We start from the raw sequence: 21,748 nt of genomic DNA, 5'->3' as shown, positions 1-21,748 counted from the left end.
CAGATGATGCCGGCCCGCGATGGGGGTGTCATAGTCGGCCTGCTCTCGCCGCGGGCTGGTCCAACCCCTATATGCCATCTTGCGATTGCTTGCGGGCCTTGCGCTAGGTAAAGAGCAGTGGCTCCGGCGTGCCGGCTTCAGTCCATGGCGCACGCTCACCGAAGACTTCACAGACCGGCCCGTCAGCGCGCCGAACGGAGGATAGACCATGCTTCAGAAAACCAGCCATTTCATGCGGCAGGCCAATCTCATCAATGGCGAATGGGTGCAGGCCGACAGCGGCCAGACGGTCGACGTCAACAACCCGGCCACCGGTCTCAAGATCGGCACCGTGCCGAAGTCGGGCAAGGCCGAGACCCGCCGCGCCATCGAGGCCGCCGCCGCCGCCTTCAAGTCGTGGCGCAAGACGACCGCGCTCGAGCGCTCGAAGCTGCTGCGCAAGCTGCACGACGCGATGATGGACAATCAGGACGTGCTGGCCGAACTGCTGACCATCGAGCAGGGCAAGTCGCTGTTCGAATCGAAGGGCGAGATCGGCTCTGCCGCGGCCTACATCCTGTGGTTCGCCGAGGAAGGCCGCCGCACCTATGGTGACGTCGTGCCCTCGCCATGGGCGGACCGCCGCATCCTGGTGACCAAGGAGCCGGTCGGCGTCATTGCCGCCATCACGCCGTGGAATTTCCCATCCTCGATGCTGGCCCGCAAGCTCGGCCCGGCGCTTGCCGCCGGCTGCACCGCGGTCGTCAAGCCGGCCTCGCAGACGCCTTACTCCGGCCTCGCCTGGGGCGCGCTTGCCGAGGAAGTCGGTTTTCCCAAGGGCGTCGTCAACATCCTGACCGGTTCAGCCAGCGAGATCGGCGACGAGATCTGCGCCAATCCGCTGGTGTCGAAGATCACCTTCACCGGATCGACGGAGGTCGGCAAGCTTCTCATCCAGAAGTCGTCGGTCACCGTCAAGAAGGTGTCGATGGAGCTCGGCGGCAACGCGCCGTTCATCGTCTTCGACGACGCCGACCTCGAGCGTGCCGTCGCCGGCGCTATCACCGCCAAGTATCGCAATTCCGGCCAGACCTGCGTCTGCACCAACCGCTTCCTTGTCCAGGCTGGTGTCTATGACAAGTTCGTCGAGAAGCTCGCTGCGGCGAGCAACGGGCTGAAGGTCGGTTCCGGCCTCGAGGACGGCGTGCAGCAGGGACCGCTGATCGACGAGAAGGCGGTCGAGAAGGTCGAGGAACTGATCGCCGACGCCACCGCCAAGGGCGGCAAGATCGTCGCCGGCGGCAAGCGCCATGCGCTCGGCGGTTCGTTCTTCCAGCCGACGGTCATCGCCAACGCGACACCCAAGATGCGCTTCATGAAGGAAGAGATCTTTGGCCCGGTCGCACCCGTGTTCAAGTTCGAGACCGAAGAGGAAGCCGTCGCGCTCGCCAACGACACTGAATTCGGCCTCGCCTGCTATTTCTACACAGGCGATCTCGGCCGCGCCTTCCGCGTCATGGAAGGGCTGAAATACGGCATGGTCGGTGTCAATGAAGGCCTCATCACCACGCCGGAGGCGCCGTTCGGCGGCGTCAAGGAATCGGGTCTCGGCAAGGAAGGCGGGCATCAGGGGATCGAGGACTATCTCGACACCAAATATGTCTGCATCGGCGGCCTCGGCCTCTGATAGGCTATCTCTGAGAAGGGGAGGCCAATGGCCTGCCCATCTCTCATGGGAAAACCAGCCGAAGTCTTCTGGATCAACTGGCATTTACGGGCATGGCGATGAAGGACGGCGAGGTTTTCGGTACGACGCAGGCAGGCGAACCGGTGCGTCGCTTCACGATCAGGGGCGGCGGTATCACCGCCAACATCATCGGTCTGGGCGCAATCATCCAGGATTTGCGCCTGACCGGGCACGATGCGCCGCTGGTGCTCGGCTATGATCGTCTGGAAGGCTACGAGACGGATACGGGCTTCTTCGGCGCGGTCGTCGGCCGCTATGCCAACCGCATCCGCGATGGCCGCTTCACCATTGGCGGCAACCGCTACCAGACCGAGCAAAACTTCCTCGACAAGCATACGCTGCATGGCGGCTCGCAAGGTTACTCCCGCCGGCCGTGGACGGTTTCCCTGCATGGCAGGGATTTCGTCACGCTGACGCTGCACGATCCCGACGGCACAATGGGTTTTCCCGGCGCGCTTGACGTCACCTGCACCTACCGGCTGAAGATCCCCGGCACGCTCAGCGTCGAGCTGACCGCCACCTGCGAGGAGCCGACGCTGTGCAATCTCACCCAGCATTCCTATTTCAACCTGGATGATGGCGGCGCCGGCGACATTCTCGACCACAGGATGATGCTGAATGCCGGCGCCTATCTGCCGGTCGATGGCGACATGATCCCGACCGGGGTGGTCAAGCCGGTAGACGGCACGCCGTTCGATTTCCGCCAGGCGCGGCCGCTGCGCATGGAGACCGAGGGTGAGCAGCTGCCCTACGACCAGAATTTCTGTCTTGCTTCGACACGCGGGCCGCTCAAGCAGGCGGCATGGACGCAAGGCGCCAGTTCCGGCGTCGAGATGGAGGTCTGGACAACCGAGCCCGGCGTTCAGCTTTATACCGGCCAGTATGTGACGCCGCGCACCGGGCTGGAGGGGCGGAACTACAAGGCCTTTTGCGGTTTCTGCCTCGAGCCGCAGGTGTGGCCGGATGCGCCGAACCGGCCCTATTTCCCGCAGGCAACGCTGTGGCCGGGCGCGATCTACCACCACGTCACGGAATACCGCTTCCGCCTGCCTTAACGATATCCGGCGAATGCCGCTCGCAGCGTGTCGAACGGCGCCAGCGCGCCGCGCACCTGCACCACGGCGGCGGCGACACGATGGGCACGGCGCGCTGCTTCCAGCGGGTCATGGCTGGCAAGACGGGCCGCAAGATAGCCGCCGTTGAAGGAATCGCCTGCGCCGGTCGTGTCGACGGGAGCGGCGACATGGATCGCCGGGACCTCGCGCCGTATTCTTCCTTGGGCAATCAGCGCCGGCGCTTCGCCATTCTTGACGACGATCTCGCCGACGAGTTGCCCGAGCCGCTCCGCGGTCGCTTGCGGTGTTGCATCGCCAAACAGCACCTGCTCGTCGGGGAAGGTCGGCAATGCGATGTCGGTGACGGCAAGGGCTTCGACGATCGCTACCTGCGCCTCCACGCGATTGCGCCAGAGCCGTGGCCGGTAGTTGGGGTCGAAGGCGACAAGTGAACCAGCCGAGCGCGCCTTGGCGACGGCCGCCAGCAACGTGGCGCGAGCGGCATCGTCCAGAATTGCCAAAGTGATTCCGGAAAAGTATACAAGCGCTTGGTTTTCCAGGCTTTTCGACAGCGCGGCCGGATTCGAGGCGAGCTGCCGGGCAGCAGCGTCGGAACGCCAGTAGGTGAAGGAACGCTCGGCCCCGGTCAGCGTGATGGCATAGAGGCCGGGCCGTGCGCCCGCTATGACCGGGCTGGAGCCGATGCCGATGCCGTTCTCGGCGAAGAAATCGATCTGGCCTTGCGAGAAGGGATCGTCGCCGAAGGCCGAGACATAGGTTGCCGGCCGGTCTGCACTTAACGCATGCAGCGCCCACAGCATGTTGAACGTGTCGCCGGCAAAGCCCATGCGCCAGTTCGGTCCCGTCTGGCCCGACAGTTCGAGCATGCATTCGCCGATCGAGGCGACGCCGGTTCCCGCCATGTACAGTCCTCCTGTGATCTCGGTGCTGTAGCTTTTTGCCATCGGCAGCGCCATGCTTGGCAAGCAGGGTTTTTTCCGCCACAGCGTTTTCCCACAGGCTGGCGGGATGCAATCCGTTCGGCAGAGCGTTGTCTGCACAAGAGGAACCGGTTTGGCATCACTATGGCGTTATCTCTTAGCAGGTCTTGGTCTGGCTGCCTTGCTGGTCGGCATTCTCGCGGTCGTCTATCTGACGGCGCCGCGGTCGGCGCAGCCTGCCGGCCCGGATGTCGCGCGGACGAAGAAAAGCGACAACGGGCTGTACATGGCGAGCTTCGTGCCGGAACGGGGCGTGGTGCGGCAGGGCGAACTGGAATCCTGGCTGCTGACCCTGAAAACAAAGACAGGGGCTTCGGTGGAGCGCGCCGCGATCGCCATCTCCGGCGGCATGCCGCAACACAATCACGGCCTGCCGACCAGCCCGCAGGTCACCGATTACCTGGGCGAAGGCCGTTACCGAGTCGAGGGGCTGAAATTCACCATGAGCGGCTGGTGGCAACTTCGTTTCGCCATCTCGTCCGGCGCCGGCTCCGACACAGTACTGTTCAACGTGGTGCTGTGAGCGATCGATGAAGCGCCTTTTCTGCTTTCTGGCGCTGGTGGTCGCCGTCAGCCTCGTCGGCTGCGGCAAGCCGGATTTTTCCGACGCCGAGAAGAAGACCATCGCCTCGCTGGCGCTGTCGAGGTTGCCGGCGCTGAAGCCCGACACCACCAACCGCTTTGCCGACGTGCCGGCCGCCGCCGCACTCGGCTCGACGCTGTTCTTCGATCTGGGCATGAGCCGCGACGGCACGGTGTCGTGCTCGACCTGCCACAAGATCGACCGGCAATTCCAGGACGACCTGCCGCAAGCGGTCGGTGTCGGCCACACCAACCGGCGCACCATGCCGTTGGCCGGCGTGGCGCGCGATCCCTGGTTCTTTTGGGACGGCCGCCGCGACAGCCTGTGGGCGCAAGCGCTGACGCCGCTCGAAAATCCGCTGGAGCAGGCGGGAAACCGCGCCGCCTACGCGCATTACATCAAGGCGCGCTTCGGCGAGCGCTATGAGCGCATCTTCGGGCCGCTGCCCGACTTCTCCGACATGCCGTTGAATGCCAGCCCACTTGGAACAGATGCCGAGAAGGCTGCCTGGAACGCGATGAGCGGTGCGCAGCGCGACGCCATCAACGGCGTCTTTGCCAATATCGGCAAGGCGATCGCCGCGTTCGAACGGTCGATCGAGCCGGCGCCGACGCGCTTCGATCGCTTCGCGCTGGATCTCGCCACCGGCGCCGAGCCGAAAGGCGATGCGGTCTTTTCCAAGGAGGAAATCCTTGGGCTGAAACTGTTCATCGGCAAGGCCAATTGCGTGACCTGCCACGACGGCCCCCGCTTCACCGACAACGGTTTTCACAACACCGGTGTGCCGCCCGTTGCGGTTCTGCCGCTGGATCGCGGCCGCATCGATGCCGTGCGCCAAGTCGAGGCCGACCCGTTCAACTGCCTTGGTGCCTTCCGCGATGGCGACGCCGGCGCCTGCGGCGAGCTCCGCTTCATGGTCAAGGATGCGCCGCAACTGATCCGCGCCTACAAGACGCCGTCGCTGCGCGGAGCGGCAACGCGGCCGCCCTACATGCATGCCGGGCAGTTCTCGTCGCTCGACGAGGTGGTGGCGCACTACGCCAAGGCTGCTCCCAGCGTCGAAGGGGTGTCAGAGGTTCACCCGCTGGAGCTTTCAGACCGAGAGCGTGCAGCGCTGGTGGCGTTCCTGAAGACGTTGGCGGAGTGAATTACCGATCCTTGACCGTCTCCATCGCCACGAAGGTCGAGGTCTGGGCGACGTGGGGGAGCGCCGAGATGCGCTCGCCCAGGACGCGGCGGTAGGCGGCGATATCCCTTGTGCGGACTTTCAGCAGATAATCGAAGCTCGATGCCATCATGTGGCACTGTTCGATCTCGGGCACGGCCTGTACGGACCGGTTGAAGGCGTCGAGCGCGGCGGATCGGGTGTCGGACAATTTCACCTGGACGAAGGCGACATGGCCTTCGCCCATGCGCTCGCGGTCGATGATCGCCTGGTAGCCCCTGATGTAGCCGTCCTTCTCCAGCCGCTTCACCCGCGCCTGCACCGGCGTCTTCGACAGGCCGACCTTTGCCGCCAGTTCTGACATGGAAAGCCGGCCATCGCTTGCCAGCGCGGCGAGGATATTCCTGTCGATGCGGTCCAATTGGTCTTCTGTCATCGAGTCTACAGTCCGTATGATAAGTTTTTCCTACCAAGATAGACCGAATGGCCTGTGATGTCGATTTCTTTGGACCGGTCGAAATTTCGCACCTGTGCTAGCTTGCGCCATTCGGTCCGGTGACCGCCGGCCCGATCCCCTTTGCTCGATCCATGGGACCGCCATGCCAGCGCTTGATGCCATCCGCCAGCAGATCCGCGCCAACTACCTGCCCGATGAAGACGAGGCCGTGCAGCGGCTTGCCGAGGCGACGGGCCTTCCAGTGAAAGACCGCAAGGCGATCTCGGCCCGGGCCGCCGATCTGGTGCGGGCGGTACGCGGCTCGTCGGATCCTCGGCTGATGGAAGTCTTCCTCTCGGCCTACGGCCTCTCCACCAAGGAAGGCGTGGCGCTGATGTGCCTGGCCGAGGCGCTGCTGCGCGTGCCTGACACCGAGACGATGGACGACCTCATCGCCGACAAGATCGCGCCGCACGACTGGTCGGCGCATTCCGGCGGCTCGAGCTCCATCTTCGTCAACGCCTCGACCTGGGCGCTGATGCTGACCGGCCGCGTTCTCGATGAGGGCGAGGGCGGCATCGAGGGCACGCTGCGCTCGATGCTGCGCCGGCTGGGCGAGCCGGTCATCCGCAAGGCGGTGGCAGCCGCCATGCGCGAGATGGGCGAGCAGTTCGTGCTCGGCCGCACCGTCGCCGAGGCTGTCAAGCGCGGCCGACCGATGACGCAGAAGGGCTATCTCTATTCCTTCGACATGCTGGGCGAAGCAGCCCGCACCGAGGCCGACGCCTTGCGCTATCACAAGGCCTATGCCGACGCGATTTCGTCGCTCGATGCCGGCTCCAACGGCCCTGATATCAGGCAGAACCACGGCATCTCGGTCAAGCTTTCGGCGCTGCACCCGCGTTATGAGGTGGCGCAGAGGGACGAGATGCTGCCTGTCATGGCCGAGCGGTTGCTGTCGCTGGCGCTGGCCGCGCGCCATTCGCGCATGGGCCTCAACATCGACGCCGAGGAGGCTGACCGCCTCGATCTGTCGCTCGACGTGATCGAGCGGGTGCTGGCCGAGCCGGAGCTTGCCGGCTGGAACGGCTTTGGTGTCGTGGTGCAAGCGTATGGGCCACGCGCGGCCTTCGCCATCGACTGGCTCTACGCGCTGGCCAAGAGATACGACCGCAACATCATGGTGCGGCTGGTCAAGGGTGCTTATTGGGACACCGAGATCAAGCGGGCGCAAACGCTGGGACTGTCAGGCTATCCCGTCTTCACCCGCAAGGCCAACACCGACGTCTCCTACATGGCCTGCGCCAAGAAGCTGCTTGGCATGACCGACCGCATCTATCCGCAGTTCGCCACTCACAACGCGCATACCGTCGCCGCGATCCTGTCGATGGCGACGAATCGCGATGCCTTCGAGTTCCAGCGCTTGCACGGCATGGGCGAGGCCCTGCACGAGACGGTGCGCCAGGCCGAAGGCACACGCTGCCGCATCTATGCACCGGTCGGAGCGCATTCCGATCTGCTTGCCTATCTGGTCCGCCGGTTGCTGGAGAACGGCGCCAACTCCTCTTTCGTGCACCAACTGACCGACGAGGACGTCGAGCCGGAGGACATCGCCCGCGATCCGCTCGAAACCGTCGAGAGCCAGGGTCCGGCCGCCAATCCGGCGATTGCCCGGCCTTCCCAGATTTTTGGCGCCGGCCGTCGCAACTCGAAGGGTTTTGATATCACCGACACGGTGACGCTGGCGGCGATCGACAAGGCCAAGGCCGCTTTCGCCGGGCCGGATCGCTGGCATGCCAAGCCGATCACCCGTGCCGCCGGCTACGGCAAGCAGCGCCCGATCGTCAATCCGGCAAAGCCTTCCGAAGTGGTCGGCACGGTCAGCGAGGCCGCTGCCAAGCAAGTCGCGACCGCCGTGCGCATCGCGGTGGAAGCGCAACCGGCCTGGGCGAAGCGTCCCGTGGCCGAGCGCGCCGCCATCCTCAACCGCGCCGCCGATCTGTATGAGGCGAATGCCGTCGAGTTCTTTGCACTGGCCACAAGGGAGGCCGGCAAATCGCTGGCCGACGGTGTGGCCGAGGTGCGCGAAGCCGTCGACTTCCTGCGCTACTACGCCACCGAGGCGGCCAATGCGGAGGCGGGCACGCAAGCGCGCGGCGCCATCGTCTGCATTTCGCCATGGAATTTCCCGCTCGCCATCTTCACCGGCCAGATCGCGGCAGCACTTGTCACCGGCAATTCGGTCATCGCCAAGCCGGCCGAGCAGACGCCGCTGATCGCCTTTCGCGCCGTCGAACTGCTGCGCGAGGCCGGCGTGCCGGAAGACGTTATTCAGTTGCTGCCTGGCGACGGCCCATCGGTCGGCGGGCCACTCACCGCCGATCCGCGCATTGCCGGCGTCTGCTTCACCGGCTCGACCGAGGTCGCCAAGCTGATCGAAAAACAACTGGCCGAGACCGCCGCGCCCGACGCCATGCTGATCGCCGAAACCGGCGGCCTCAACGCCATGATCGTCGATTCCACCGCGCTGCCCGAGCAGGCGGTGCGCGACATTCTGGCCTCGGCCTTCCAGAGTGCCGGCCAACGCTGCTCAGCGCTGCGCGTGCTCTACGTGCAGAAGGACGTCGAGAAGAAGATGCTGGAGATGCTGAAAGGCGCCATGGAGGCGCTCAGCATTGGTGATCCCTGGCGGATTTCGACCGATGTCGGCCCTGTCATCGACGACGAGGCGCAAAGCTCGATCCGCGAGTACTGCACGAAGATGGGCCTGCAGGGCCGGCTGATCGCCAAGCTCGAGGCACCCAAGGAGGGTCGCTTCGTCGCGCCGCACGTCTTCCGGGTCAAGGGTATCGAGGACATGGAGCGCGAAGTGTTCGGGCCGGTGCTGCATGTCGCCACCTTCGACGCCGACGAGATCGATGCGGTCATCGCCGCCATCAACCGCAAGGGCTATGGCCTGACCTTCGGCCTGCACACCCGCATCGAGGGCCGCGTACAGCATTTCGTCGACGGCATCCATGCCGGCAACATCTATGTCAACCGCAACCAGATCGGCGCCGTCGTTGGTTCGCAGCCCTTTGGCGGCGAGGGGCTGTCGGGCACTGGACCGAAGGCCGGCGGTCCGCACTATCTCAGGCGCTTCCGCAAGGGGCCGGAGGCCGGTACCCATTTGCAGGATGGCCATAAGGTGACGGCGACCGAACTTGCCGACAATCTGCCTGATCCCACACTTGGCGGCTGGTCGACGCGTCCGGACCGGATCGCCATTCTGAGGAAGCATCTGCGCGGCAAGGGTGCCGCGGCCATAGGCGCCGCCGCCGGCATCGACTTCGGCCAGGTCGACCTGCCCGGGCCGACCGGCGAGGCCAACACGCTGTCGCTGTCGCCGCGCGGACGGGTGCTGTGCCTTGGTCCTGATGGCGACACGCTGCTCGCGCAGACGATCCAGGCACTCGCCGCCGGCAATGCGGTGCTGGCCGTGGCGCCCGGTGCGCCGTCGGCACTCTCGGCGCTCACCGGCAAGGGTCTACCGCTGGCCGCCATAGACGGCCGGCCGGATCCGGTCGAAGCGCGCTCGCTGCGCGTCGATGTCGTTGCCTTCTCGGGCACGCCCGAGGCCGCGCGCATCGTGCGCAAGGTTATCGCTGAGCGCTCCGGCCCGATCGTGCCGCTGGTCAGCGAGGTGCTGAACCCGGCGGCCTATGCACATGAACGGGCTGTCTGCGTCGACACCACGGCCGCTGGCGGCAATGCGAGCCTGCTGGCCGCTGCCTAGAGAGCTGGCGGGTATTCGGCGCCGCAAGGGGAGAAGCCGGCAAACGTAAGGCGTTGCCGGCTTGGTGAATTCGGGCACAAGATCAGAAATTCGTTTCCACTGTAGCCTGCGGAACTGCCGATCGTCTCGGTGCCACGTAGTCTTGCCGATGTCGGATGGTCCGACACCAACCGGGTTTTCTCATCGCCAAATCGTGGTGGTGGCGCCAATCCGATTGAGGCAAGGACGAGGAGACGAAGATGGCTTCAAGATCGATCGTATCAGGCTCATTGGCGTTGCTGAGCGGGCTGATTTCTTGCAGCGGCGCCGACGCCGCCGATTTCGCTTGCTGGCAACCCAACAAGACTGTCTTGGCCGCCGATGAGGCGGGTGAAGGCTACTGGACCAAGGAGCGGCGTGACCGGGCCGTTTCCGAAAACGACGGCGGCAACGTGACCGCACCCAAGCCTGAGGGGCTTGCGGCCACCGCACGAGTCGACGTGACTCAGCCGCCTTATGAATATGGCGGCAAGCTCTTCTACACCCGCGACGGAGTCGACTATACGGCCAGCGCGCAATTCGTCTCGGAAGACAACGTTCTGCTGGCCGCGGCGCACAGCATGTGGCGCGGCGATAAGCATGCGGTGAACGTCGTGTTTTACCCTGCTTATGAAGATGGCGCCGGGACGAGGTTTATCGTTGACCAGGCCGCGGTGCTGACGGATTGGATTCCAGTCAGTCCCGATCCGCCAAGCGCGGAGAAAAGCGCTCTCGACTATGCTGCGCTGCGCACCACGGCAAATTCAGATGCCGGAAAGTTCGTGCTCAGCCAGGATGGCAGTTTCACCGCCGTCAGCATGATGGGGTACCCCGGCAATTTTGGTGACGGCAAGTATATGTACAAGCAGGACTCGACGAAGCTAGCGCAGGTTGGCGGCACCTATCTAGCCGCGCCAACTGAATTCGGAACGGGGGCCAGTGGCGGGGCATGGTTCGCGCCTGACAACAGCCTCGTCAGCGTGGTGTCCGCGCAGATCATGCAGGGCAAGACGCTGGCGATGACTGGCCCGGCCCTTACCGCGACCACAGAGGCGATGATCGCCTTCGTGAAGGGTGGGTGCAACTGAGTGAGGTTCTAGCTGTCGGCCAGCGGCGATCGCGAAATGTTTCGTATCGCCCCTTCATCGAGAATGGTGATACGGTTGCCGCTGAGCCGGATAAGCTTTTCGTGTTTCCAGGATTGAAGTTGAACGTTGATCCTCGGCCGGCTGGCGTTGATCATCTGACCGATCAGGCTTTGAGATATAGCGCGGTCGATGACAACGCCATCGCCGACACGTCGGCCATGTGTTTCGCTCATGGAAACCAGCAAGCGAGCGAGCCTCGTCTCCAGGGAATGGATTGACAGGCCCTCGGCGAACAACAGCGATTGCTGAAGTCGGCGGCAGATCGTTTCGAGAAGCCCCTTGGTAAAGGCCGGATTGGTCAGCAGCCCTTCGAAGATCGGCTTGTCGAGTGCAAGGAGATGCGTCTTGCGGCTGGCAACACAGTTGGTCAGCCGCTTCGAATTCGAAAGCAACTCCATTTCGCCGATCGTGTCGCCGACCCGCAATTCGGCAACTATCACTTCCTTGCCGTCTTCCGAATTGAAGGAAACATTGACGCTTCCGGATGTGATGATCGAGAGCTGGTTACATGGGTCGCCCGGCTGGAAAATCACCTGGCCCGATTCATAGCGGTATTCGTGAGCCGTTTGCGCGATTTCCGTTAGCTGGCTCTGATTGAAGTCCCCAAAGATATTGGCCGATAGAAGCCCTGAGATCCGAACCGCATTCTTCGCACTATTCGACATGTATGCTCGGCCTATGTCAGCGAAACTTAACTTTAGACAACATAAATATACATAGGAATTTTAGTGTTGAAAAAGAATATTTTGGTGTCACCTAGGATACAGTTAAATAATATAAATTTTAATACCTTGTTCTTGTGCAGACCATATTGCGCAATCTTTGATTGCGGCGGATTGCACCCAAAGTGACCGGACTGGCTGCATCGGCCACCGGTGACACCGCGGTCAAACCCAACAACGAGGAGCTACCAGAATGAGATTCTTGATGGGCACCATGGTCAATGCCAAGGTAGAGGCTGGGCAGCCTTATTCGCTGACCGTCCTTAACCAGAACAGCAAATTCCAGCAGTTTGCCCTTTTCCAGACGATCCCGGACATCGTCGGTCCCTCGGTCAATCCGGTATCTTTGGCGTGGATGCTCGGCGGGGCAGCGCCCGGCAGCATCAGCAACCCGAGCCAGTCAGTATTTTCCTGGGAAATCAACTACCAGGTCAACACTGGCTACATCCAGGATCAGGGAACAACTACCAACCCCCGACGCTTCACTACGGCGTCCAACGCCGACGTGATGATCAACACCCAGAATTCGATTGGCGTTACGTATCTCGGACCGTTCCCCTATGGTGCGCCGGCCTTTCCGGTCGGCCCGACGAACGGCAAGGCGGGGCTGATCAGCGTGCAGTCGGATACCACAATCCCGACGGCAATCGTTCAGGCGAGCCAGTCTGTCAGCGTCAATGTCGGTATCGCGATGAATGCCAAGCCGACGATTGCTGTGCAGGCGCTGCCCAACCTGCTGTACCAGTTCACGCCGAAGCCGACCTACTACATCATTGCCGGCTCGTACGTTCAGGGCCAGGTTATCGACACGGCCACCTCGTCCAACGCCTACCAAGTGGTCTTCCAGGGCGTGACCGACCGTACGGTGGTATTCACCGAACAGAACCAGTTCCAGGACAACTGATATGGCGCAAGCGTCGCCGGCCAGCCAGCCGGCGACGCTTCTGGTCGGCCTTCGTCGCCTGTGGGTTGGGGAGCAGCAGCTCGGGGTCCGTCCTGCGCTGAACTCGCGTTGTCTTCACACCTCTTCGGGTGCGCAGCCGAACTTCAGCGAATTGCCGTGCGGATCCCGGATATAGAATTCCTTCATGTTCCAGGGCCGGACGGTGAACGGACCGAGCGCCGTGACGCCGCGCGCGGAAAATTCGGCGTGCAGCGACGGAACCTCGCCGCCCCTGATGTAACAGGATGAAACCTCGGGCAGCTTGCGGTCGTCGCTCTTCCAGAAATGGATCTCGATCTCGCCGCGACGCACGATCAGATAGTCGTCCATCTCCGGTCCGACGACACCGAAGCCGAGTTCATCGCGATAGAAATCGCGTGTCGCCGTAAAGTCGGGCGAGGGCAGGATCGGGATGCTGCGCGCAGGGTCCTCGGCCGGCGTTGCCATTTCAGGCGCCTTCTACAACCGAAAAACCCTCGAACTGGGGGTGGCCGAGATAGTGGACCTTTGTCGTGCCGACATTTCTATGGGCGGCACGAAAATTCTCCGACTTGGTCCAGGCGATGAAATCATCGTGGCTCGCCCACACCGTGTGCGACGCAAACAGCGTGTAGCCTTCGGTCTCGTTGACTGGGCCGCGCAGCAGGTGGAATTCCCGAAAACCCTTCATCTCCGCGAGGCTGGAGTCGCGGTTCTTCCAGACGGCTTCGAAGTCGCTCTCCGAGCCAGTCTGCACCTTGAAGCGGTTCATGGCGATGTACATGGTGGTTCCTTTCAGCGTTGATGAATTATGGTTGATTGTTGGCTTGGACGGCGGAGGTTCTTAAAACGGACCGATTGCGCCGGTGAAGACAAGACTGTCGCCGACCTTTGGCGGAATGGGTGGGAAGGGTGCCGCCTTGCGCACGATGCCGAGCACGACCTGATCGAAATCTGGCGATCCGGAGCTTTGCAGAATGCGCAGCTCATCGATACCGCCACGGCTGCCGATGACGAATGTCACAACGGCATTGTTGCGGGCGGTCAATTGCACAGAAGGCGGGACGGCGCGATTGACACGGCTGAGCTTTCTGATGACGTCGCCGCGGTAGCTGTCTTCCGCGGCACTGCCTGCCTCTTTCTGTTTTTTGCCCTTGCTGGCGGCCTGCGCCAACCGGTCCTGACCATCCGCCGTGCCGCGTTTCTCATCCGCCGCCTTCGAAGGGGCAGCTGCCGGAATTGGCCTGGCGCTGGGGATCGGCGGCTGCTCTGGAACGGCGACAGGCACTTCGGCGCTCTCGGCCTGAACGGTCGGCTGCGCCGGCGTTTCGCTCTTGGGAGCCACGCTCTGGTCATCGGATCGTGGCGCGCCGGCCACCAATATGTCTGGGGTGACCGTCTGCTGTCTGACAGGTTCCGGCAAAGGCATGAGCGGCGGCTTTGCCGCTTGCTCGGCTGGCTGAGAAGGCTCCATTGGCGGCGACGGCTTGGGCGGCGTTGCCGGCTGTGGTTTGGCCGGTTGCGGGTTCGGCACCAGAGCAACATTTATTGCTGCCGGATCCTTATCCAGCGCGCTGCCGACCACGTTGGTGCCCGACTGATCACTGCCTTCCGACTGCATTGCATCCTCCAAACTGGATGTCCCTGAAGGCGAGATCAGAAAAGCCGCTGCCACCGCGGCATGGAGCAGACAGGAGACGACGATCGCTGCCGTCCATTTGCGGTTCCAGGCCGACGGCCGCGGCAGCGCAAGCGGCTCGGTTGGTTCTATGGCCAGCTCGGCGCTGGCGTCCGGGAGGGGGTTGATATCCTGCATGTCTCGCCGCGAGACCTGCAGCGACAAGAGCAGAATTGTCAAATCAAGATCGCTTGGTCCAAACGACAGCGCATAGAACCGGCCGGCGGCCACGCCACGGAGTTTTCCCGGAGTGCGGGATGCAGTCCCACCTCAGGCGCCGAAAGCGATACCGGTTTTGGTGTCCGTCTTCAGCTTGCGCAGACGAAGGGATGTCGTCAAGCTCGTCATGGTCATCAGCCTCCAAACCGCATCGTTGCCGCCAGTTTGAGCGTTGTGCCCGGCTCATAGACCGCAACTGTCGTGCTGCCGTTCAGCGGGTTGGCGTATTTGACATCGAACAGATTCTCGGCGCGGAAATCGATCTTGAGATTATCGGTCGCCTGATAGCTCGCGAAGGCATTGACCAGCGTGTAGTCCTTGGCCACCGCATTGCCCTTCGGCTTGCCGTTGTACTGCACTTCGCCGCCGACAGTCAGTTTGTCCTTGAGGAAGCGCAAGCCGAGCTGCGCCGTGACCTGGGAGGAGGGGATGGTGGCGAGATCTGCGCGGTCGCCTTCATACGATATGGTGTGACCATTGATGATGGAGGCCGAAAGTCCGGCATACCCCCACGCCGCGTCGTAAACGCCTTCCATTTCGAAGCCGTTGATCTTGGCCTTGGCGAAGTTCTGATACTGGAAGCAGATCGGGATCCCTGGGCCGAACGGGCAGCCGCTGGTCGGATCGAATGCCGACAGCGTCACGCCTTCGATATAGTCGTCGACATCGTTGTTGAAATACGCTGCCTTGAGACGAAACGCGTCGCCAGCCTCGATAATGTCGTTCTGCTTGTAGTTGAAGCCGAATTCGGTCGTCTTGCCGGTCTCAGGCCGCAGATTGGGATTGGGCAGGAACGGGAAACTCACGCCTGCCGGGTGATTGCCGCTGATCAGCGTCTCGGTAATCGACGGCGAGCGATAGCCTTCCGCATAGGTACCGTAGAACTGAAGGCCGGCAAGGCCTGCCGATTCGAACGGCGAGACGCCGACGGTGATGCGCGGCGACAACCGGTCGCCCGATGTTTCGTGTGTGTCATCCTTGAGGCTGTAATTGTCGTAGCGCAGCCCGGCGATGACTTCGAGCCACTCCCAGGTGAGCTTGTCCTGGACATAGGCGCCGGAGACGTTGCGCTTGCCGGACGGCGTGTAGAAGCTGTCGCCGCCGGCGGTGCCGCCGGTCTTGACGTTGTCGCCAACCCAGTCGCCGCCATAGGTCAGTTCGTGCGCGATGCCGGCAGTCTCGAACCGGGACGTGTTCCAGATGTCGATGCTGGTCGTGCCGATGTCGAAGGTCGACGTTGAGCCTGCCGGCAGCACGATTGGAAGGCCAGTGGTTGGATCGAACCGGTTGAGAGGGACGAGGCTGGTCAGATCGAGATTGGTCCTGTTGTAAGAGGTGCTGACGTGGAGATCGAGCCAGCTCTTGTCCTCATCCGTGATGTTGTAGCGGGCCGTGAAGGTGTTCGACTTCAGGTCGACGTCATTGACCGGCACGCCGCCGCTGATCTCGTTCCAACCGTCGCTTGAGCCGACCCAGCCGAGCTTCAGTTCGCTGTTGTCAGTTGGGCGGATGGTGGTCTTGAGCAGGCCGCTGAGCACGTCGAAGCCGGTGCCCTTGACCGTGTCGCCGCTGCCATCCTTGTAGTCGTCGTAGTTGCGGTAGACGATGTTGCCCAGCGCATCCCAGTTCTCGTTGAAGCGGTAGGCGCCGGATGCGCTTGATGTCCAGCCCTTGCCGTTGCTCTCATAACGTCCCGTGACGGAACCGGCCCATGTCTCGTTCGGCTTGAGGAAATCCTCGGCGTCCTTGGTGTCGAAGAAGACGACGCCGCCGATGGCACCTGAGCCGTAGGTGTTGGCGACAGGACCGCGGATCACGTCGACGGATTCGACGAGCTCGGGGTCGAGATAGAAGGTCGACTGGGTGCCGTGGTCGGAACGCTGGAAATTCTGACGGGCGCCGTCGACGATGACCGCGACGCGACCGAAATCCTGCAAACCGCGGATGTTGATGCTGGTGCTGACGCGCCTGGCGTCGGCCTGCGCGGCGACACCGGGCACGCCGAGCAGCATCTCGTTCGGCGTCGTCGCCATGCGGCGATCGAGCTGTTCCTGATCGACATGGCTGGCAGAGGCGAGCGATTCGATCGCCGTCTCGCCGGTGCGGCTGATGACGAGGATCTTGTCGAGCAGCGTTGCGCCCGCTGGTGCGGCCTTCTCTTCGTCAGCCTTCTTCGTTTGATCTGTCTGCTGGTCCGCCGCCTGCTGAGCGTTGGCCAGTTGCGCCGACAAGGCGATCGCCGCCACGGTTGCCAGCAAAGCCGCCGCGCCGTTCGCGGCCGACCGGCCGCGCCATTCCCAATTCACCAACCCCATGCCCCAACTCCAAAGTCCAGGTTTCATGCTGGCTGGCCCGGGGCTGGCTGGCATTTTTGATCGTGTCCGGAGTCTTAAATCTTGACTCATTTAATCCAGTATTGCACTGACTAATAAACATGATTACTCAAGTCAAGAATTAATCGGATTACGCAACGCCTAGCCAGACGCCCGGCACATGAAAGGGATCGATCCAGATGAACACCTACAATCCCAACGATTTTCTCTATCGCGTCCGCCGTTCCGACGATGCCTCCGCCCGTTTCGACCGGGTTCCGCTGGCGGTGCGAACCCTGTCCAGCAACACCCTGTTCCAGGGCGAGCACGAGATCGGCATCGAGCATCACGGCGCGCTCTACCGGCTGAAGATCACCCGCCAGGGCAAGCTCATTCTCAACAAGTAAGACAAGGCAGGAGGGACGAGACATGGACCAGCGCGTAAAACCCGTCCCGCATGAAATCCGGCGGGCACGAACAGAAAATCCGAAGGCGCGCGAGCGTGATCTGGCTGCTCAGCTCGGCATTTCGGAGGCCGATCTGGTCGCCGCGCATTGCGGCGACGGCGTCGTCCGCATCGAGCCACGCGTCAACGATCTTTTGACCGGCCTTGAAGCCGTCGGCGAGGTCATGGCGCTGACCCGCAATGAAAGCGCGGTGCACGAAAAGATCGGCGTCTATGACAAGGTCGTCACCGGCAACCACAATGCCATGGTGCTTGGCGAAAACATCGATTTGCGCATCTTCCCGAAGGTGTGGGCACACGGCTTTGCCGTGGAAAAGCGCGAAGGCGAAGAGATCCGTCGCAGCCTGCAGTTCTTCGACGCGGCAGGCGAGGCCGTGCACAAGGTGCACCTGCGGCCGGCCTCCAGTCTCTATGCCTATCAGAAGCTGGTCGCCGCGCTCGAATCGTCCAATCAGGAGCCGACGGTCGACATTTCAGGGCCGCTCCCCGATGACGACACCCATGGTGACGAAGCGAACGCCAATCTCGACGATCTGCGCGACCGCTGGAGCCGGCTGACCGACGTGCACCAGTTCTTCGGCATGCTGAAGACGCTGAAGCTCAGCCGCCGGCAGGCGGTGCGCATGGTCGGCCAGGACTATGCCTGGCTGCTCGACAATGATGCCGTCCGGGCCATGTTCCATCACGCCGCGGAGGGCGAGATGCCGATCATGTGCTTTGTGGGAAACCGCGGCTGCATCCAGATCCATTCCGGTCCGATCAAATCCATCAAGTCGATGGGATCATGGATCAACGTGCTGGACGAAACCTTCCACCTGCCCCTGCGAACCGACCACATCCACGAGGTATGGGCCGTGCGTAAGCCGACCAAGGACGGTCATGTCACCTCGCTCGAGATCTATGACGTCGACGGCAAGATGATCATCCAGTTCTTCGGCAAGCGTCATGAAGGCGAAAGCGAGCGTGGCGACTGGCGATTCCTGGCGGAAAACCTGCCGCGCATCCCAAGCCCGACAGCAGCCTGAGGACTATAGAAATGGTTTCTTTTTCGAGACTGCCGCCTGTCCTCAGCTTGGCGCCCGTTCTAAGGGCGGCAATGAGGCCGGCGATCGGTCTTTCCCTGGCTTTTGTGGCGCTGCAACCTGCTGGCGCCACCGAAGACACGGCCGTATTTGCCGATCCCTCGAAGATTGCCGCCATTGGCGGCTCGATCACCGAGATCGTCTACGCGCTCGGCCAGGAGAAGCATCTGGTGGCGCGCGATTCCACCAGCCGGTACCCAAAGGCGGCGCTTGAGCTCCCTGATGTCGGCTACATGCGCGCGCTCTCGCCGGAAGGCGTGCTCTCGGTCAATCCGACAGGCATCCTGGCGCTGCATGGCAGCGGTCCCAAGGAAGCCGTCGATGTCTTGAAGAAGACGAGCGTCCCGTTCATCGAGGTGCCCGAGCACTATAGCCACGAAGGCATCCTCGAGAAGGTCCGCATCGTTGGCAAGGCGCTCGGCGTCGACGCCGAGGCCGAAGTGCTGGCCAAGGAGCTCGATGCCAAGCTCACGGCCGCCGAACAGCAGACGGCGTCGATCAAGGAGCGCAAGCGCATCCTGTTCGTGCTGTCGATACAGGGCGGCAAGATCCTGGCGGCCGGCAGCGAGACCGCCGCCGACGGCATGGTCAAGCTGGCTGGCGGCGTCAACGCAGTCGAGGGCTTTTCTGGCTACAAGCAAATGTCCGACGAGGCTGTTATCACCGCCAGGCCGGATGTGATCCTGATGATGAGCAATGCCGGGCCTCCGGTATCGGACGACGAATTGTTCGGCAATCCGTCGATCGCCTCGACGCCGGCCGGAAGCGCGCGCAAGCTGATCCGCATCGATGGTGGCTATCTGCTCGGCTTCGGGCCACGCACGGCTGATGCCATCCACGACCTCGCCGTCTCGCTTTATGGCGGGCAGGTCACAGACTGAGCAGGCAGATCATGGTCGATCAATCGATCGCAGGTCCGGTGATGGCGAGCGCATCCGAGGGCGACCGGTCGGGCCGCGCCCGCATCGTCATTCTTCTGCTGTGCCTGGGGCTCGCGGCTGCCGTTTTTCTGTCGCTGACATCGGGGGCGTCGGACGCATCGACCGTCAACGTCATCGGCGGCTGGCTGTTCGGCACAGTGCCTGACAACGCCGCGTTGAGCGCCCGCGACAGCCTGATCGTCTACGACATCCGTTTGCCGCGCATCATCCTCGGCATGCTGGTCGGCGCGGCGCTCGCGGTCTCCGGCGCGGTCATGCAGGGGCTGTTCCGCAATCCGCTGGCCGACCCCGGCCTGATCGGCGTTTCGGCCGGGTCGAGCCTTGGCGCGGTTGCCGTTATCGTGCTCGGCGCCACAATATTGGCTCCGGTGACAGCCTCACTCGGCACGCTTGCACTGCCGCTGGCGGCCTTCTGTGGCGGGCTCGCCACCACGCTGGTGCTTTACCAGGTTGCGACGCGGCGGGGGCAAACCTCGGTTGCCATCATGCTCCTCGCCGGCATCGCGCTGGCCGCGCTCGCCATGGCGCTGACCGGCATCCTCATCTTCATGGCCGATGATCGCCAGTTGCGCGACCTGACCTTCTGGCAGCTCGGATCGCTCGGTGGCGCGACCTGGGCGAAGATTGCTTCCGTCGGGCCGATCATCGTGCTGGCGCTGGCGGCGATGCCGTTCCTGGCACGCGGCCTCAACGCGCTGGCGCTGGGCGAGGCGACCGCCGGCCATCTCGGCATTCCGGTGCAGCGGCTGGAATACACGGCCATCATCGGCGTCTCGGCGGCGGTCGGCGCGTCCGTCGCCGTCAGTGGCGGCATCGGCTTCGTCGGCATCGTGGTGCCGCATCTGCTGCGCCTGCTGATCGGTCCGGACAATCGCTATCTTCTGCCGGCGTCGGCGTTGCTCGGCGCCTCGCTGCTGTTGCTGGCCGATGCGGTCGCACGCACCATCGTGGCGCCGGCCGAATTGCCGATCGGCATCGTCACCGCGATATCAGGCGCGCCGTTCTTCCTTTGGATCCTGCTGTGCAAACGCGGCATAGTCGACCTGTGAGGCCTGGATGATCGAGGCAAGGGACGTTTCGGTTGATGTCGCCGGCAAGCCTATTGTCGCCGATGTCGATTTCCACGCACGCCCCGGCGAGATCGCCGCCATCGTCGGCCCCAATGGTTCGGGCAAGACGACCTTCCTCAAGGCGCTTTCCGGCGAACTCGCCTACACCGGGCGCGTCGCGCTCAACGGCCGCGATCTCTCGGCGATGAAGCCGGCCGAGATCGCGGTCCATAGGGCAGTACTGCCGCAGGCGACGACGCTGTCGTTCCCGTTCACGGTGCGAGAAGTGGTCAAGCTTGGCCTTGTCGGCGGCCGCTCGGGCGTCTTGCCGGGCGATGATACGCGGCTGCCGGAACGGGCGCTGGCGCGCGTCGATCTCGACGGCTTTGCCGGACGTTTCTACCAGGAGCTTTCGGGCGGCGAGCAACAGCGCGTCCAGCTTGCGCGCGTGCTGTGCCAGGTCTGGGCACCGGTGCACGACGGCAAGCCGCGCTATCTCTTCCTCGATGAGCCGGTTTCCAGCCTCGACATCAAGCACCAACTGATCATCATGGACATTGCCCGCGACTTCGCCAGAAGGGGCGGCGGCGTGGTTGCCATCCTGCATGACCTCAATCTGACGGCCATGTATGCCGACCGGATCTTCGTCATGCATCGTGGCAAGCTGGCCGCAACCGGGTCGCCGCAGGACGTGCTGAGCGATGATCTGATCGAAAAAGTGTTCGACTGCCGGCTCAGGGTCGGTGTGCTGCCGGCCAGAAACATGCCGTTCGTGCTGCCGCAGTCAGCGGCTTAGGTTATTGCAGTAGGTCTAGCCAGACCAAGACGTGGCCAAGTTCAGGCAGCCGGGGCGCGACGCTCCATCAGCATGTCGATGCCGAGCAAGTTTCGCACATTCGGGCGTGCCGCCACGAGATCGGCGATGGTGTAACGAGCCAGCACCGCGAAGAACGCGTTCAGTGCCTCACGCAACGCCGAATTCAGCGCACAACTGTCGATCAGCGGGCACTCGGCGGCGTCGTTCTCGAAACACTCAGCCATTGCGAAGCTTTCTTCCGTCACGCGCACGACATCGAATAGGCTGATGGCTTCGGCCGCGCGGCCAAGCTTGACGCCGCCATTCCTGCCACGCACGGTCTGGACAAGGCCGTGCTCGACCAGCGGTTGCAGGATCTTGAACAGGAACAGTTCCGACACCGAATAGGCAGCCGCGATCTCGGGGATGCGGCTCAACCGGTCGTCGTTTGCCGCGCAATACATCAAGATGCGCATGGCATAATTGGTCTGGCGCGTTAACCGCATTTTGTCCTCGCAAAGCAATAGGTTGAATCGAATATGGCCCATACCTTGGAATAATTCCAGACTAGCGCGACACAATAGGTGAATATTCTCGTCAACTTTATGTGCAAGGCCAGGGAAAACCTGACCGCGCGGGATGGCGCGGGCATTC

The 21,748-nt window shown here is 63.0% G+C and carries 20 protein-coding genes; 12 read left to right on the top strand and 8 right to left on the bottom strand.

Annotated elements, in window-relative coordinates:
• Nucleotides 1-208: 208 nt before the first annotated feature.
• Together ASD12_RS31365 and ASD12_RS31360 are read left to right on the top strand one after the other, a co-directional pair.
• Nucleotides 209-1,666, top strand: coding sequence for an NAD-dependent succinate-semialdehyde dehydrogenase (locus ASD12_RS31365; RefSeq protein WP_056596159.1), 1,458 nt, complete (start codon nt 209-211; stop codon nt 1,664-1,666).
• A 92-nt stretch (nt 1,667-1,758) separates the two neighbouring features.
• Nucleotides 1,759-2,781 (top strand): aldose epimerase family protein, encoded by a 1,023-nt coding sequence (locus ASD12_RS31360; RefSeq protein WP_056596156.1) that lies wholly within the window; start codon nt 1,759-1,761, stop codon nt 2,779-2,781.
• Here ASD12_RS31360 and ASD12_RS31355 read toward each other — a convergent pair.
• The gene (locus ASD12_RS31355) at nt 2,778-3,704 is read right to left on the bottom strand and encodes a sugar kinase (protein ID WP_056596877.1); all 927 of its coding nucleotides are present in this window, start codon (nt 3,702-3,704) and stop codon (nt 2,778-2,780) included. The two genes, ASD12_RS31360 and ASD12_RS31355, sit on opposite strands and share 4 nt — an antisense overlap.
• A 151-nt stretch (nt 3,705-3,855) precedes the next feature.
• Here ASD12_RS31355 and ASD12_RS31350 point away from each other — a divergent pair, with 151 nt between their 5' ends.
• Together ASD12_RS31350 and ASD12_RS31345 are read left to right on the top strand one after the other, a co-directional pair.
• The gene (locus ASD12_RS31350; protein ID WP_056596152.1) at nt 3,856-4,305 is read left to right on the top strand and encodes a FixH family protein; all 450 of its coding nucleotides are present in this window, start codon (nt 3,856-3,858) and stop codon (nt 4,303-4,305) included.
• A 7-nt stretch (nt 4,306-4,312) separates the two neighbouring features.
• Nucleotides 4,313-5,512, top strand: coding sequence for a cytochrome c peroxidase (locus ASD12_RS31345; RefSeq protein WP_056596148.1), 1,200 nt, complete (start codon nt 4,313-4,315; stop codon nt 5,510-5,512).
• Nucleotide 5,513: 1 nt separating this feature from the next.
• Here the strand turns inward: ASD12_RS31345 and ASD12_RS31340 are convergent, their stop codons facing one another.
• On the bottom strand, nt 5,514-5,966 hold the full coding sequence (locus tag ASD12_RS31340; protein ID WP_056596145.1) for an Lrp/AsnC ligand binding domain-containing protein: 453 nt from the start codon (nt 5,964-5,966) through the stop codon (nt 5,514-5,516).
• 163 nt (nt 5,967-6,129) lie between these two features.
• Between ASD12_RS31340 and putA the strand changes: the two genes are divergently transcribed.
• Both putA and ASD12_RS31330 read left to right on the top strand, forming a co-directional pair.
• The gene (putA, locus tag ASD12_RS31335) at nt 6,130-9,741 is read left to right on the top strand and encodes a bifunctional proline dehydrogenase/L-glutamate gamma-semialdehyde dehydrogenase PutA (RefSeq protein WP_056596142.1); all 3,612 of its coding nucleotides are present in this window, start codon (nt 6,130-6,132) and stop codon (nt 9,739-9,741) included.
• A 239-nt stretch (nt 9,742-9,980) separates the two neighbouring features.
• Nucleotides 9,981-10,847 (top strand): hypothetical protein, encoded by an 867-nt coding sequence (locus ASD12_RS31330; protein ID WP_056596139.1) that lies wholly within the window; start codon nt 9,981-9,983, stop codon nt 10,845-10,847.
• Between the two features lie 8 nt (nt 10,848-10,855).
• Here the strand turns inward: ASD12_RS31330 and ASD12_RS31325 are convergent, their stop codons facing one another.
• Nucleotides 10,856-11,572: a Crp/Fnr family transcriptional regulator gene (locus ASD12_RS31325; protein ID WP_056596135.1), complete on the bottom strand. Its 717-nt coding sequence runs from the start codon at nt 11,570-11,572 to the stop codon at nt 10,856-10,858.
• 262 nt (nt 11,573-11,834) lie between these two features.
• On the opposite strand from ASD12_RS31325, the gene ASD12_RS31320 reads away from it, so the two are divergent.
• Nucleotides 11,835-12,533 carry a hypothetical protein gene (locus tag ASD12_RS31320; RefSeq protein ID WP_056596127.1) on the top strand — a complete coding sequence of 233 codons (699 nt, stop codon included), beginning with the start codon at nt 11,835-11,837 and terminating at the stop codon, nt 12,531-12,533.
• Between the two features lie 114 nt (nt 12,534-12,647).
• On the opposite strand, the gene ASD12_RS31315 is transcribed toward ASD12_RS31320, so the two are convergent.
• From ASD12_RS31315 to ASD12_RS31300, 4 genes are all read right to left on the bottom strand, one after another.
• The gene (locus tag ASD12_RS31315) at nt 12,648-13,019 is read right to left on the bottom strand and encodes a VOC family protein (protein WP_056596124.1); all 372 of its coding nucleotides are present in this window, start codon (nt 13,017-13,019) and stop codon (nt 12,648-12,650) included.
• A 1-nt stretch (nt 13,020) separates the two neighbouring features.
• A complete protein-coding gene (locus ASD12_RS31310) occupies nt 13,021-13,335 on the bottom strand; it encodes an antibiotic biosynthesis monooxygenase (protein ID WP_056596121.1) in 315 nt (104 codons plus the stop codon).
• 60 nt (nt 13,336-13,395) lie between these two features.
• Nucleotides 13,396-14,409: a TonB family protein gene (locus ASD12_RS31305; protein WP_244483029.1), complete on the bottom strand. Its 1,014-nt coding sequence runs from the start codon at nt 14,407-14,409 to the stop codon at nt 13,396-13,398.
• A 173-nt stretch (nt 14,410-14,582) separates the two neighbouring features.
• The gene (locus ASD12_RS31300) at nt 14,583-16,763 is read right to left on the bottom strand and encodes a TonB-dependent hemoglobin/transferrin/lactoferrin family receptor (RefSeq protein ID WP_082525777.1); all 2,181 of its coding nucleotides are present in this window, start codon (nt 16,761-16,763) and stop codon (nt 14,583-14,585) included.
• A gap of 197 nt (nt 16,764-16,960) precedes the next feature.
• Between ASD12_RS31300 and hemP the strand changes: the two genes are divergently transcribed.
• From hemP to ASD12_RS31275, 5 genes are all read left to right on the top strand, one after another.
• Complete coding sequence (hemP, locus tag ASD12_RS31295) at nt 16,961-17,167, top strand: hemin uptake protein HemP (protein WP_056596115.1); 207 nt, start codon at nt 16,961-16,963, stop codon at nt 17,165-17,167.
• A gap of 22 nt (nt 17,168-17,189) precedes the next feature.
• Complete coding sequence (locus ASD12_RS31290) at nt 17,190-18,251, top strand: hemin-degrading factor (protein ID WP_056596112.1); 1,062 nt, start codon at nt 17,190-17,192, stop codon at nt 18,249-18,251.
• A 71-nt stretch (nt 18,252-18,322) separates the two neighbouring features.
• Nucleotides 18,323-19,189 (top strand): hemin ABC transporter substrate-binding protein, encoded by an 867-nt coding sequence (locus ASD12_RS31285; protein WP_156398687.1) that lies wholly within the window; start codon nt 18,323-18,325, stop codon nt 19,187-19,189.
• 11 nt (nt 19,190-19,200) lie between these two features.
• Complete coding sequence (locus tag ASD12_RS31280; RefSeq protein ID WP_056596106.1) at nt 19,201-20,298, top strand: iron ABC transporter permease; 1,098 nt, start codon at nt 19,201-19,203, stop codon at nt 20,296-20,298.
• A 7-nt stretch (nt 20,299-20,305) separates the two neighbouring features.
• Entirely contained in the window at nt 20,306-21,094 is a 789-nt protein-coding gene (locus ASD12_RS31275) for a heme ABC transporter ATP-binding protein (protein WP_056596101.1), read from the top strand.
• Nucleotides 21,095-21,135: 41 nt separating this feature from the next.
• Here ASD12_RS31275 and rirA read toward each other — a convergent pair whose 3' ends face one another.
• A complete protein-coding gene (gene rirA, locus ASD12_RS31270) occupies nt 21,136-21,600 on the bottom strand; it encodes an iron-responsive transcriptional regulator RirA (protein ID WP_056596097.1) in 465 nt (154 codons plus the stop codon).
• Nucleotides 21,601-21,748: the final 148 nt, after the last annotated feature.

It is taken from the genome of Mesorhizobium sp. Root102 (assembly GCF_001425625.1).
Lineage (GTDB): Bacteria > Pseudomonadota > Alphaproteobacteria > Rhizobiales > Rhizobiaceae > Mesorhizobium.
Note: the sequence above shows the minus strand (reverse complement) of the source record. Positions and strands in the feature narration are given on the sequence as shown.